The organism is Celeribacter sp. HF31 (genome assembly GCF_011806455.1).
Taxonomy (GTDB): Bacteria; Pseudomonadota; Alphaproteobacteria; order Rhodobacterales; family Rhodobacteraceae; genus Celeribacter.
In genome coordinates, this window is sequence record NZ_JAATOT010000003.1 from 106,096 (window position 1) to 119,614 (window position 13,519).

Below are 13,519 nucleotides of genomic sequence, written 5' to 3' on the forward strand. Positions count from 1 at the left end.
CCTCGAAAACTCTCATTACATTCTCCGCGATTGTCCCTGACCTCCACAAAGTGAGTTACGCAGCGATGAAATACGCAAAGCCTCTCCCGAACTACATGGTGCAACGCTATCAAGGCTGGAAAGCAACGACGTTTTCCGAAAACAAGTCCTGGTATCGCCGTTTGGCCGATGAGGGACAGCGTCCCCGGGCCTTCATCATTTCCTGCTGCGACTCGCGAGTTCATGTGACATCCATTTTCGGCGCGGATCAGGGCGAATTCTTCATTCACCGCAACATCGCCAACCTCGTGCCGCCCTTCACGGACGACGGCGACCACCACGGGACATCCGCGGCGGTGGAATATGCCGTCACCGCGCTGAAGGTTGCCCATATCGTCATTCTGGGTCACTCCAACTGTGGCGGTGTGCAGGGCTGTTACGACATGTGCTCAGGCAAGGCGCCGGAGCTGGAGGAAAAATCCTCCTTTGTCGGTCGCTGGATGGACATCCTGCGTCCAGGTTACGAACGCGTCCTGCAAATTCCGGAAGATCAGCGCAAACGCGCCCTCGAGAAAGAATCCATCCTCGTTTCGCTCGAGAACCTGATGACCTTCCCCTTTGTCCGCGAGGCGGTCGAGAAGGGCGATCTCACCCTTCACGGGCTCTGGACGGATATTGGCGAGGGTGATTTGCATCAGTACGATCCCGAAACGAAGACGTTCTTGCCGGTCTAAAATCCGGTGTGAAATCAGGCCACCATGCGGAGGACGTTTTCAACGGCGTCCTCTGTCGACACGGCGTGCTCTTCGGTCAGAATGAGCGGCGTATTGGCGACATCTTCCATGCGCGGCGCATTGATCATGGCGCCGGAGGTCACAGAGGCCGAGCGCAAGAACATCGGTTTGCTCACCTGCGTGATGATGTGATGGCTACTGGGCCGAGCCGTTGCGACGGATTCGTCCAGTTCTTCCGGAAAGAACATCACGGCCCCGCTTTGATGCAGGTTCAGCGCGATGATGCGGCCTTGGCGGGCTTTTTCGAGATAATCGGTCATGGGTTTGTCCTTTCAAATGTCGTGAGATCCGGTGCGTTCAGGCGGCTTTGGCGAGGTGCGACACACGCGCGCCGAGGTCTGGACGATAATCCGGTTCGGAGTGGTGTCCCCCCAGAAGAATGACGTTCGAGCGTCGTGCTTCGCGGGTCAGATTGTGGTTGGCCGGGCGGCCTGCGGCATCGGCGGCTGGCACGTCCCAGTTGAAAAGGAGCCCACCTTTGGCCTCGACAGGTTGGCCAGCGGTTCTCATCAGCTTGATCATGTTTCCGTCCTTTCGTCGCGCATCGTTCCAAACCCCCGGAACCCTTGAGATCATGGGAACACGGGTGGTCGGTTGGCGGAAATGGTGCATGGAAACAATTTGAGACATTTGCGATTTTTCTCGCAGATGCACAAACAATAAGTCTTAAGAGTCAAAGAGATACCGCCCCGATAAGAGGCGGATTTCAAAAGTTAAAATTCTCAGCGTCGCTCAAGATCTGGTTAATTTGCCTTGAGACCCGTGGCGGCGATCTGACCCTCCTGCGGCAGCTTTGTGACAGGCTTAACATGGCCTTAAAATTTCCGAATCGCGGGGGCCCGGACGCGCTCCGGGCACTCGCATAAATTGTAGATCACACCTGACGGATGGCAGCGCTCATTGCAGCATCTTGCCCTCCGGCCAACGCAGATTTTCGCTTAGGCTGATCTCCTGGCTGTCGCCCGCCTCAAGGTCGAAATGCCACGCCAGCACCCCGCGTTTGTCGTCCACACCCTCGACATCCGGCGAGGGAGACGCCGACCAATCCACTTTCAACTCGTCCTGTTCAGACACGGAGATGCGGTCCAGAACCTCGATCGGCCAGTTGCGCGCAGTCAGGTTCGCGACCTCGATCCGCCATTCCGTTTCCGTCTCGTTGGATTTGGAAATCACGCCACGGTCGCCTTCGTTGCGGGTCAACAGCACACGCTCGACCGTGATGCCATCCACCGGTCCAAAGGCCAGCTCCGCCTCGGCGCCATCGACCATAGTATCGAGCCTCGCCTCCCCAAGGCTCACCCCGTCGCGGATCAACTGCACCGAACCAGGCACCAACATCTCGCCGGTCTCATTGGCGAAGGACGCCATCAAATACCCCACCTCCTCATGCAGCGGCACGGCGCGCACGAAAATCTCCGGCGACAGATCGACGGTGGCCAGAGCAAATTCCACCGCATCCTCGCCCGAATAGAGCGTCGCAGGCGTCGGGTAGCTATAGGTCTGGCTCAGGCCGGACAGGGTGGTGTTCATCTTCTGCACCATCGCGGGCGCTTCCATCACCGGCTCTGCATAGCCCTCCTCCATCGCCGTATCCGCCATATTCCGCATCAGCGGCTCGACCGGCCGCGGGTCATAGACACGGCGGATCAGCGGATAGACCTCACTCGGGAAACTGCGGCGGGTCGGATCGTCCGTGGCAAAGGTGAGCGCGACATCGGTCCATGGTTCGCCGGTGTCCTGCATGGCCACGACCGAACGCGTGAGCGAAAGGGAGGTGTCGTCCGTGTTCAGCCGCGCGGTATACCGCGGCTCCCAGGCGGCCTCATTGGACATGTAGGTAAAGCTGATCTCGACATCGCCGGCCTGCTCCATGGTCACCGGCAGGGTGATGGAGATGCGGTTCTCGTCGGAGGGCACCAAAAGCTCGAGCGCCTTCGTGGCCTCCGCCAGCTCAGCCTCAAGGTCTTCCATGGCCTCTTCCGCGGCATTGGCCCGACGCTCCGCGTCCTGCTGCGCAAGGCGGGCGGCAAGGGATTCTTCGCGGATCATCCGTGCCGTGGCCGCGCTTTGCTCCGCATCGCTCCCGTCAGACAGCCGTGCGAGATAGGCGAGCGTGTCTTTGGCGGCCTCGGCCTCGAACCCGATTTGCGCAATCTCTGCGCGCCGGTCGTCGATCTCGTCCTCCAGTTCTTCGACACGTGCCAAGGCGGCTTTCTCCGCCTCCGAACGGATGAGCAGCGCTTTGGAGATCTCCGCGATACCATAGGCCACGGGCCCAAGCGCACCGCCGTCGACACGAATTTGCATGCCCTGCACGACCTGCTCATAGGAATGGCTCATGGGGATGTCAGCGAAGACGATCTCGTGCTGGCCTTCGGGCAGAGAGACGGTCGCCTCGCGCGTGATCATCGCGCCTGCGGGATAGAGCGTCGCCTCTGTCACAAGGCTGCGCGCCTCAAAGCGTTCCGCATAGGCGGGCAGCGTGATCAGGGCGCTTCCTGCGAGACAGGTGAGGGTCAGAATGGAGCGCGTGGTAAAGTTCGGGAACATGATTTCCTCCTTAAAGGTCGGAGGAAAGGTCCAATGCGGGGCCGACCTGTGCAAGGGGAATTCGGGCCCCAGCCGCCCCTGATCAGCCGCGCGGCGAAACCTCGCCGATCCCCCGCCTCACGGTCAGGCGACAGTCTTGGTTTCGCGGCGGGAACCGTCCTGAAACTTCTCATGGAAGGTCTTGCACAGATCTTCGCGGGTGAGCTGTGGGGCGGGTTTGGCCAATTCCTCCGCCCAGTCTCCCAAACGCTCCGTGGATCGCTCTGGTGTCCCCGCGTCCGTTGTTTTGATGTCGTGATGACGCATCGCGCCGAGATCGATTTTCACTCGAAACATCACCCTACCCCTTCGTTGCATGGCTCTGCTGTCAGGCCGAGGGTAAACATAGCAGCGCCACAGTTGCGCCGCCCGGATGAATAAAGTTTAAAGTTAATGCCGTCTCTCCCCCTGAGAAGCCGCGGAATTCCCCTAAATTTCAGAGTATTGCACGTTTAAAAAACAATGTTTTTCGCGTGATTTCGGTGCGTTTGCGACCTGCCCTTTTCGGCAATTGCGACAGGAAAGCCGCCAGTTCGCCCCGAAATGGCCCGATAGAGGCGAATCGCGCCAACAAAAAAGGGCACCCGCAAGCGCCCTTTCGTTAAGAGTTTAGTAAGCCTGTTTGAGCGTCTCAGCCTTTTTTGAGCACCCGACGGCCCAGCAATTCCGCGATCTGCACCGCGTTCAGCGCCGCGCCTTTGCGCAGGTTGTCGGAGACGCACCAGAGGTTCAGGCCGTTCTCGATGGTCACGTCCTGACGGATGCGGGAAATGAAGGTCGCGAAGTCGCCAACGCATTCGACCGGGGTCACGTAACCGCCGTTTTCACGCTTGTCGACCACGAGAATGCCCGGCGCAGTGCGCAGGATTTCGCGGGCTTCATCCTCGTCGAGGAACTCTTCGAACTCGATGTTGATCGACTCGGAGTGACCGACAAAGACCGGCACGCGCACGCAGGTCGCGGTGACCTTGATCGAGGAGTCGACGATCTTCTTCGTCTCGGCGATCATCTTCCACTCTTCTTTCGTGTCGCCCGAGTCCATGAAGACGTCGATATGCGGGATCACGTTGAAAGCGATCTGTTTGGTGAATTTCGACGCGGCCACTTCCTGACCCGGGACATACATGCCCTTGGTCTGGTCCCAAAGCTCGTCGATGCCCTCTTTGCCGGCGCCCGACACGGACTGGTAGGTGGAGACCACAACGCGTTTGATCTTCGCACGGTCATGCAGCGGCTTGAGCGCCACGACCATCTGTGCGGTGGAACAGTTCGGGTTCGCGATGATGTTCTTATTCTTGTACATCTCGATCGCGTCCGGGTTCACTTCCGGCACGATCAGCGGGATTTCCGGGTCGTAACGGTAGAGGGACGAGTTGTCGATCACGACACAGCCCGCCGCCGCCGCTTTCGGTGCGTAGACCTTGGTGGCGTCGGAGCCGACCGCAAAGAGGGCCATATCCCAACCGGAGAAATCGAAAGTGTCGAGGTCCTTGGTGGTCAGGGTGGTGTCGCCAAAGCTCACTTCGGTGCCGAGAGATTTGCGCGACGCAAGAGCGGCGATCTCATCAACAGGAAACTCGCGTTCAGCGAGGATGTTCAGCATTTCGCGGCCCACATTGCCCGTGGCGCCCACGACGACGACTTTATAGCCCATTTGGGTCTCCTCTTAGTCCTAAGTGACTGGCGCGGACCCTTACTAGAAAGGGGCTTTGGAGAAAAGAGGCTTAATGTCCCATCGCGCCACGAGCGGCCTGAATGCACGCCTTTGCGGCAGATTCATCGACCGTGACGCGGCCATCCTCGTCGATGGACACGTTCGGGAAATGCACCTCATCAAGATAATTCATGAAAGCGGCGCGCAAGGTCGGATCGAAACCAAGCGATTCTGCCTCGGACAGGGTCTCCTGCAGCGCTTCGATGCCATCAACCGGACGCACAAGCCCCGGCAGCGCGAAAAAGGCCTCACCCAGAGTGATCGCCGGTTTGTCGTAGAAAAACGCCTGGAGCCCGACCGAGGAATTGATGGTCAAAACGGCACGGCTGGCGCGGACCTGATCAAAGGTGTCGGAGTCATTGTCGATGCGGAGGCGATGACCGGAAATCTCGACTGCGCGGTTCAGCGCATCGGCCAGAGAGGTCTTGGCGGAGGGGTGTTCCTTGATCCGAATGTGCCAGCCTTCCGGCAAAGCGGGTGCAGCCAGCGCCAACATATCGATCATGTTTTCGACCGAACGTACCCAGCCGGAAAACAGGGTGATCTGGCTGTCGTTCGGCACTTGCAGCGGCACAAAGATGAAATTTTCCTGCGCCAAATCCGCACCGGATTTCTGACCCACGTCGGAGCGCCGCGAGATCCGCGCCGTGAGGTTATCGCCCAAAGCCCGCCAGCCCTCGCCCTGCCGGTCTGGCCGACCCTCGGCCCAAGAGATGTAAAACCGGGGATCGCGCGGCAAGGACCCAAGCGCATTGACGCCCGTGTGGTCCAGCTGCATCCGGCCCGGAAAAGGGGCAAGCTCGGCGTAAAGCGTGGGCACTCCGGCATCGCGCGCGCCCTCCATGAACAGCCGCCGCGACCCGGTGACGCCATTCCAGCACATCGCAATCGTGTCCGGATGCCGCAGGAAATAACGACGCGATCCGTTGTATTGCAATCTTAGAAGCAGCCGCTTGAGACCACGTCCCATGGCGCCCTTGGGCTGTTTCTTGGCCACGGACAACGCCCGCTCGACACGCTCAAGCGTCTCGGGGAACCCACGCAAGGACCAAGGGATCGTCCAAAGCACACGGGCGCCACCACCGACCGCCGCCACCGACGACATGAAGCTGTCTTTCTTCTTCGAAAACCCTTTGAGATAGGTGATCATCGCAGCCCGCCTGTTGTCTTTTCCCTGCCTCTCGTGATCTGCATCACGGAGACCGATCTAAAGTGTTTCGCGTGAAATCTGAATCACAGATTTCATGTGAAGCGCACATTCGGTCTATATGTTGCACTGCGCTTTCAGCGCGTGGCGGGGTTTCGACACGCGCCCTACGGCATCTGCCCCAAGGCCAGAAAGGGTGAAATCTTTAGGGAATGATTCTCCACCAATCGCGATGGTAAAACTAAATATTATTATGTTTTCCACGGATTATGCGCGGCATCTCGCCGAGCCTCAGCCACAGGATGGCCCATATGATGACGTGTGACGCCAAATAGCCACGATTTGGGGAAAACCCGAAGCGCCATACCTCGAATACAACTTAAAGGGTTTTCAGCCCCGAACACATATGCGAGATTGGACGTGAACTTGGCCGTGAAGGTCGAGTGCATCTGTCGTAATGGAGATACTTAAAGATGAAAAAAGTTGTCCTCGCTTCTGCGCTCGCTCTCGCGACCGCTTCCGCTTCTTTCGCTGGCGGCTATGAAGAGCCGATCATCGACGCCCCCGTCGTCGTTCAAGAAGGCTCTAGCTCCTCTGCTGGCTCCATGGGTGGCAATGCGCTCCTGCTCCTGCTCGGCGCAGCTGCAATCGCCCTGGCGCTCGATTCCGATTCTTCGGACGACACCGCCCCCACGCAGAACTAAGCTTCAGCTCGGAATTTTCTGATTGAAACGGCGGCTCTTCAGCCGCCGTTTTCATTTGAGCCCCTCACCATCTGACCCGACGCAACACAAGCTGGCCGTTCTCGGCCCCGGCCCATTGCACGGATTGGACCATGCGGCCCTGCGCGTCGATCCAATAGGTGTTGGTGAATTTGAACGCATCCTTGCGACAGGTTTCCCGCATGACACGGGTCGAGGTCGAGATGACCCCGCTCTCCACCGTCTGGGTTTCGCCCGGAACGATGGAACAGCTCAGGATCAAGCGGCTGGTACGGTCCTGCCCGTCGAGAAAGCGATAGGTTTTCTGAACACTTCCCGCCTGACGCGCGGCGATCAGCCCGGCGGCGCCGCCATCTTCGACAGACATCAGATCGTTGCCAAAGCCCCGCGTCGCGGTCAGCATCGGACGATCCAGACTCATACTCACAACATCGCGCGTGACCCAGGTCGTCACGCGGCCATTCTGACCGTAAATCGAGGCCATTCCATAGGCGCCGGTCTTTTCGCGCAGCACGAACATCAAAGGCGCACCCTCGAACTCTCTGAGCGCATTGGCGATCATGACATTCGGGTCGCCCGGACCGGTCGCGGTCTTATTCCGGCCAAAGGCGGATTTGATCAGCGTCCCCACCTCATCCAGGGTTGCCTTGGTGCGATCCGTGGCGACATCGTTGCCACAGGCCGACAGCACAAGCCCCGACACCACCAGAAGGCCCATAACAGCTTTGCGCAGACGCGTGGCAGTCAACATATATCTCATCTCCAGAAGCGACCCCAGCGATCCTCGACCTCGGCCTGGCCCGCATCGCGCACGCGCTCATAGAGGCGACCGGACAGATCGAGCCGCGCGCCGCCATCGCGTGACAGCGAATTCAGATTGAGGTCGCGGGTCTCGGCGGTCGGGGTGCCGATGAACCAATCGACCGGCATGGAAATCCGGATGCCTTTGTCAAAGGAACCCTCGCCGAAATCCTCAAAGGGCACATCGGTCAGCGTCGCATAGGCGCCAACACGCCAGCCGTTGTTGAATTCGCGGTCAAGCGTCAGCGTCGCGCCCCAGTCCTCGGCCAGATAACGGCCGACATCGAGCTGGCCGTGGAAGCCGTTGCCGAAATCCATGTAGCCGGAGATATGGCCTGTCACCACGTCATAGTCCTGAAACCCGAACAGGTCCTCGTAATCGCGTTGCTTGACATAGGCCACCTCGGCCCCGATGGCATAAGCATTTTCCGGCTTTTTCCAAAGCACTTCACCAGCGACACCGCCGAACATGCGCTCCAGATAGCCCACGGAGACACGGGTGAACATGTTCTCGGCCGGATGCGCGTACCAGTTGGCGGCCAGAGAGTTGAGCTGGAACTGGTTGGAATATTGCGCTGCATTCGAGCGCACGGGCGGCAAGGCATCATCGTCGCTGTCGGTTTCCAAATCATCGACATTGCCCGTCATCTTCAGCGACGCGGTGCTCGTCAGCGACAGCCCCGGGACAAATTCATAAGACAGGTTGCCCCGCAGCCCCAAATCGGCGCGGATCGGGCTATCCGGATCGAACAGCGTGGCGCTCAGATAGGGGCTCACACTCCAGTTGAAATCAGGATAGGCGCCCTCGGCAGGCACCATCGGATCGGAGGGCAAAGCGCGCGGATCGACAAACTGCGTGGCGGCGAGCATCTCGCCGGCGGGTTCGAATTCGAGCTGTTCGATGGCCCGGCGCGGGATCACGGTGGATTGCACCGGCATGCCCTTGACCACTTCGGTGAAGACAAAGGTCTCGACCGACGGCGGAAAAGCGCGCGTCGCAATCCGTGACAGACGCCCAAGCGCCTGGGCGTGCGCCGGATAGCGCGTGTTACGGAATTCGATCTCGGCTCTGGTGGCGGTCAAAGACATCGCCTCAAGCGTCAGTCCCTCTTTGGCCATCGCCCCGGCAAGTGCCTTTCGAATGCCCGGCGCATCGCGCCCGTCCTCGATCCAGGCGCCGGACCAGCCCAAGGCATCGGCAGACCGGCTCGGGCGTTGTTTCACCGGTAGAGGCGCGGTCTCGATCCCGCCTGCATAGGCCGGGTTGTTTGGATTGAGATGGCCCGAGATGCCAAACCCGATCGAGTCGCCGTACATGTAGGCCATGGTCATCGAGATATTCGGGTGGATCGCATAGGACAGCCCGACATTGTAGGGCGAGGCGTGGTCGAGAATGCCGCGCTCGGTCTCTGCGACATAGGCGTCCGACGAATATTCGGCCAGAAGCGTCAGCTTGTCGGTGATGTCATAGCTCAAGCCGCCAAAGGTGCCCACGGGGCCACGGAACCATTGCCCGGAATTCAACGTGCCACCCGTTTCAACCACCGTCTCATCACGCTCGCCAAAGGACAGGCCAAGGGAATTCTCAGAGGCCAGTCGTCCCCAGCCCAGACCGCCCGTGACTTTCAGCCGTGCGCCGATGGATTTCGTCGCGACGACATATTCGCTACTCAGAAGCCCCGTTCCGATGAAGTCACGCAGCCCCACCGCGATGGCGGGACGCAATGTGCCCTCATCGACAATCTGATAGGACAGATCGAAGGTCCGATCCCAGTAGATGTCGAAACTATCCGTCAAATCGTCGGTGCCGGTGTAGCTGAAACTGCCGCTCATTTTCGGCGTGATCTGGAAGGTCAGCGTGGAACGGCGCATCGGGCCGAAACGATTGTGCGACAGGCTCAACTGACCATCGGGCGCCACTTCCGCCGTTGGCATATCGAGCAGACCGGGGTTTCCGTAGAAGCCGTAATGCGTGTCCTTCGCGTCTTGGGCCACTGCCGGCGCAGCACAAAGCACACTCAAAGAGCCAGCTGCAACGACACCAACGCCAAACCATTGCGTCGAGTCCCGCCGTGCCGCTCGTTTCCTCTTGACCATTACTCGGCTCCCCACCGCCTTACTGTTTCGACGCAGACTAAAGTGTTTCGCGTCGAAACTGAATCATAGATTTTCCGGAAACGCCGTTCCGTGGTTCGATGTGGGGTTTATGCCTCGCGCTGCACCTGCGGTGCCGGGTATCCCTTCAGTCGGTCTTTGACGACCTTGCGCAGCATCTCCGCGTTTCCGACATCGATCGCGGCCTGGATTTCGCGCAGCATCCCCGCGACTTCGATCTGGCTCAGCATCTCTTCCTCCGCCCGCAGGATTTTTGCATGCGGCGTTTTGCAGAGGTTATCCAGCGTGACGAACAGTTCTTCGCAAAGCTTCTCGCCGGGACGCAATCCGGTGATCTTAATCTCGATATCGCCTTCACCGGTTGCTGGATTGTACACGCGGCGCCCGGAGAGATGGATCAGCTTGCGCGCCAAATTCATGATTTTCTGCGGCTCACCCATGTCGAGCACAAAGACGTCACCGCCCTCGGCATAGGCCCCGGCCAAAAGCACGAGGCGGGAAGCCTCGGACACGGTCATGAAATAGCGGCGCACATCGGGATGCGTCACGGTCACCGGACCGCCTGCCTCAATCTGGGACTGGAACAACGGCAGCACCGATCCCGATGAGCCCAGAACATTGCCAAAGCGCACCATCGCGAATTTCGTGGCGGGCGCGCGGGTCTGGATATCCTGGATGACCAGTTCCGCGATCCGTTTCGTGGCGCCCATCACGCTGCTGGGTCGCACGGCTTTGTCGGTGGAGACAAGGATAAAGCGTTCGACTTTCTCTTCGACGACCACATCCGCGAGGGTCTTTGTCCCGATGATATTGTTGCGCGCGCCTTCAATCTCGTTGCCTTCGACGAGAGGCACATGTTTGTAGGCGGCGGCGTGGATGACGATCTCCACTCCCTCGTTGCGCATCACATGACGCAAACGGTTGGCATTGGTCACCGAGCCGAGACAGGCTTTGATCGGAATATTGTGCTTGGCCGCGCGCTCCCGCAGATCGTTGTCAACGGAATAGAGGTTGAATTCGCTGCGTTCGAACAGGACGATTTTGGCCGGACGGCAATTCAACAGCTGTCGGCAAAGTTCTGATCCGATAGAGCCTCCGGCGCCGGTGACCATGACGACACGTCCGGCATAGCTTTTGGCGACCTCGGGGGTTTCCAGATCGACCTTGCCGCGCCCCAAAACCTCATGCGGCTCCACCGTGCGCAGTTTCGCGTTGCCACGGTCGGCCAGGAGCTCGATGAAAGACGGCAGGATTTGCACCTCAATCTCGGCGCGCTCACACATCTCGACGATGGCGTTGCGCCGTTGTCGTGCCGTATCCGGAAGCGCGATCATCAATTTGGCAATGGAGTTGCGGAACACTTCGCCGACAAAATCCGAGGGCGAAAGCACCGGAATTCCTCCAATCTCCATGCCATGCATCGTTGGATTGTCATCAAAAAACGCCACAACGCGCATGTCCATGGATTGGCTGAGTGCCGAAGCAAGCTGAACCCCTGCAGCACCCGCACCAAAAATCGCGACGGCTTTCCGTTTGCGCATATGTTCACGCAGATGGCCCAGAACCGCCACCGCGATGGCGCGCGCGCTCACCATGCCGGAAAAGGCGAAGGTGCCGAAGATCAGCACGGTTTCGAAAGCCTGTGCGCCCTGAAGCACCAACAGGGTCACCAACAATGTCATCGCCAAAGCGAAGCTGGCACGTGCGATATTCAGAATGTCGGTCGAATTGAGCATCACAAGTTTGATACGATGCAACCGAAGCCCAAACACCAAAGCGGCACCGATCAGCAAGACGACAGGATATGTCCAAAGCGTCGCGTTCGACCATTGCGTCAGTTTGGTGCCATGCAGGAAGATGTTCGTGAGCGACAAAGCCAGAGCAATGATCGAAATGTCAGCGGCCAAAAGGGTGGCCCGGATGACTTTATTGGGCAAGGACGTCAGTCCTACGATCAGCATTTTTCTGTACAAAGGCAACTCGCTCGAAAAGTGTGATCCCGCCCCTCACACCTCAACCCTAAAATAGGCACTAAGGAGAAGTCCAGCCATAGTCTTCGCTTTTTGCAACTGTATCGCCCGGTTCGGCAGAACCACGCTCACTTTTTCACTTTGCGCAGGGCACCCACCACAGTTTTTAAAATAATTTCCACATCAAAACAAAGATTTGAACTTTTCTGATAGATCAGATCAAGGCGTGCTTTTCGGGGTACACATCGGTCACTATAGACACGATCGGTCTCCGCCGCACTCTGGCACGGCGCCAGGATCCGCGCCTCATGTTCATGAAAAACCAGAGAAGCAAGCCCTGTGACCCCCGGTCGATTGCGCAAAACCAGACCATAAACCTCCGGGAACTTTTCAACGTAAAAGCGAAGAGGCGGGCGCGGTCCGACAAAGGACATATCGCCTTTGAGGATATTCCAAAGCTGCGGCAGTTCATCAAAACGGGTCCGTCGCAGCATGGCGCCCGTGCGCGTGATCCGGTGGTCTTTGTTGCCGCCGGACACGCCGTGATCGGCGGCACTCACCGTCATGGTGCGAAATTTGATCAGCTGAAAGGCCCGCTCAGGCGTCTGCATGCGCTCGGAACGGAACAGGATCGGACGCCCGTCTCGGAACAGTACAAGCACCGCAATGACGATCATCACCGGCAAAAGCATCGTCCCGAGCAGCAGCGCCAATACGATATCGAAGAGACGTTTGCCGCGTGTCATTCCCGCTCCAGACAGCTTTGCCAGTCGGCTATGATGTCCTCCGCAGAGGCGCTGAGGTCAACCCCCGGGCAGGCTTCGGCCAGGGCAGAACAGTCGAGCGCGATGTTCTGATGCCCGGGATCGGTATGCGGCCTGTCTTGCCAAGGCACCTGAGCCGCACCGAGCAGGGCATTCATCTCGACAGGCTGCGTTCCTGCCACGTTGAGACAGGTGGGCAAACGACCTTCAAAATTTGACAAGGCTTTGAGGACACATAGCAATTTTCGAGGTCCAATGTAGGATCGACGCGGACCGGCGCCATCCGGAAAGACATCCAGCGTCAGAGGCACCTCCGCATCTGCACGCGTCATGGCATTGCCCAAAAGCATATCCGCCCCCGCGACATTGCCGATCCGCAGCGCGCAAATCTCAAGCCCGTCTTCATCCGCACGCCGCAGCGCCATCTCCTCCATCGCGACTTTTGCGGCACCATAGGCATTGATCGGATCAAGCGGATCGGTCTCGCGGAACGGATGCCCTTTCCCAGCGCCGTAAACGGCGGAGGAGGAGGCCAAAAGGACACGCGGTATCCCCGCCCGCGCCGCCGCACTGATCACTTGATCGACAAGTGTGACATTGGCCTCCATCGCGACCGGATCGCTTTTCGCCCCAGTTCGCGCCACGCCGCTAAAGACCAGAACGGCACGGAAGTGTGTCTTTCGATGGGCTGCGATGAGAGAGATAGGATCGGAAAAGTCGGACCAGATGAACCCCTTCGTCGCCACAGGTACGGCATCTCGAAACTGCCACACCATCTGGCGCTCTTGCGAGAGCCCCTCGGCCATGCGCAACACCTGACCGATACGGCCAGAGGCTCCAAGGAAAGCGAGCTGGGTCCCAGACATGACAAGACACTCCAGATGCGACAGGCATCCTCATGCTAACCCGTTTGAGAGTCTGGTG

13 protein-coding genes are annotated in these 13,519 nt (G+C 59.0%); 2 read left to right on the forward strand and 11 right to left on the reverse strand.

The window, feature by feature from the left end:
* Positions 1 to 65 precede the first annotated feature (65 nt).
* Positions 66 to 713: a carbonic anhydrase gene (locus HCZ23_RS06740; RefSeq protein ID WP_167600962.1), complete on the forward strand. Its 648-nt coding sequence runs from the start codon at positions 66 to 68 to the stop codon at positions 711 to 713.
* 14 nt (positions 714 to 727) lie between these two features.
* On the opposite strand, the gene HCZ23_RS06745 is transcribed toward HCZ23_RS06740, so the two are convergent.
* The 6 genes from HCZ23_RS06745 to HCZ23_RS06770 all read right to left on the reverse strand — a co-directional run bounded on the left by HCZ23_RS06745 (position 728) and on the right by HCZ23_RS06770 (position 6,226).
* On the reverse strand, positions 728 to 1,033 hold the full coding sequence (locus HCZ23_RS06745) for a hypothetical protein (protein ID WP_167600963.1): 306 nt from the start codon (positions 1,031 to 1,033) through the stop codon (positions 728 to 730).
* A gap of 37 nt (positions 1,034 to 1,070) precedes the next feature.
* Positions 1,071 to 1,295 (reverse strand): hypothetical protein, encoded by a 225-nt coding sequence (locus HCZ23_RS06750; protein ID WP_167600964.1) that lies wholly within the window; start codon positions 1,293 to 1,295, stop codon positions 1,071 to 1,073.
* A 375-nt stretch (positions 1,296 to 1,670) separates the two neighbouring features.
* The gene (locus HCZ23_RS06755; RefSeq protein ID WP_167600965.1) at positions 1,671 to 3,323 is read right to left on the reverse strand and encodes a DUF4139 domain-containing protein; all 1,653 of its coding nucleotides are present in this window, start codon (positions 3,321 to 3,323) and stop codon (positions 1,671 to 1,673) included.
* A 123-nt stretch (positions 3,324 to 3,446) separates the two neighbouring features.
* Positions 3,447 to 3,659, reverse strand: coding sequence for a hypothetical protein (locus tag HCZ23_RS06760; protein ID WP_167600966.1), 213 nt, complete (start codon positions 3,657 to 3,659; stop codon positions 3,447 to 3,449).
* A gap of 334 nt (positions 3,660 to 3,993) precedes the next feature.
* The gene (locus HCZ23_RS06765; RefSeq protein WP_167600967.1) at positions 3,994 to 5,016 is read right to left on the reverse strand and encodes an aspartate-semialdehyde dehydrogenase; all 1,023 of its coding nucleotides are present in this window, start codon (positions 5,014 to 5,016) and stop codon (positions 3,994 to 3,996) included.
* A 70-nt stretch (positions 5,017 to 5,086) separates the two neighbouring features.
* On the reverse strand, positions 5,087 to 6,226 hold the full coding sequence (locus HCZ23_RS06770) for a capsular biosynthesis protein (RefSeq protein ID WP_167600968.1): 1,140 nt from the start codon (positions 6,224 to 6,226) through the stop codon (positions 5,087 to 5,089).
* 470 nt (positions 6,227 to 6,696) lie between these two features.
* Here HCZ23_RS06770 and HCZ23_RS06775 point away from each other — a divergent pair, with 470 nt between their 5' ends.
* Positions 6,697 to 6,927 carry a hypothetical protein gene (locus HCZ23_RS06775; protein ID WP_167600969.1) on the forward strand — a complete coding sequence of 77 codons (231 nt, stop codon included), beginning with the start codon at positions 6,697 to 6,699 and terminating at the stop codon, positions 6,925 to 6,927.
* 64 nt (positions 6,928 to 6,991) lie between these two features.
* Here HCZ23_RS06775 and HCZ23_RS06780 read toward each other — a convergent pair whose 3' ends face one another.
* From HCZ23_RS06780 to HCZ23_RS06800, 5 genes are all read right to left on the reverse strand, one after another.
* Positions 6,992 to 7,696: a YjbF family lipoprotein gene (locus HCZ23_RS06780; protein WP_167600970.1), complete on the reverse strand. Its 705-nt coding sequence runs from the start codon at positions 7,694 to 7,696 to the stop codon at positions 6,992 to 6,994.
* A 5-nt stretch (positions 7,697 to 7,701) separates the two neighbouring features.
* Positions 7,702 to 9,843: a YjbH domain-containing protein gene (locus HCZ23_RS06785; protein ID WP_167600971.1), complete on the reverse strand. Its 2,142-nt coding sequence runs from the start codon at positions 9,841 to 9,843 to the stop codon at positions 7,702 to 7,704.
* A 107-nt stretch (positions 9,844 to 9,950) separates the two neighbouring features.
* Positions 9,951 to 11,822: a nucleoside-diphosphate sugar epimerase/dehydratase gene (locus HCZ23_RS06790; RefSeq protein WP_254869980.1), complete on the reverse strand. Its 1,872-nt coding sequence runs from the start codon at positions 11,820 to 11,822 to the stop codon at positions 9,951 to 9,953.
* Positions 11,823 to 11,959: 137 nt separating this feature from the next.
* Positions 11,960 to 12,577, reverse strand: a complete 618-nt coding sequence (locus HCZ23_RS06795; RefSeq protein ID WP_167600972.1) for a sugar transferase — start codon at positions 12,575 to 12,577, stop codon at positions 11,960 to 11,962.
* A complete protein-coding gene (locus HCZ23_RS06800; protein WP_167600973.1) occupies positions 12,574 to 13,461 on the reverse strand; it encodes an NAD(P)-dependent oxidoreductase in 888 nt (295 codons plus the stop codon). The genes HCZ23_RS06795 and HCZ23_RS06800 overlap by 4 nt, the downstream gene beginning before the upstream one ends.
* Positions 13,462 to 13,519: the final 58 nt, after the last annotated feature.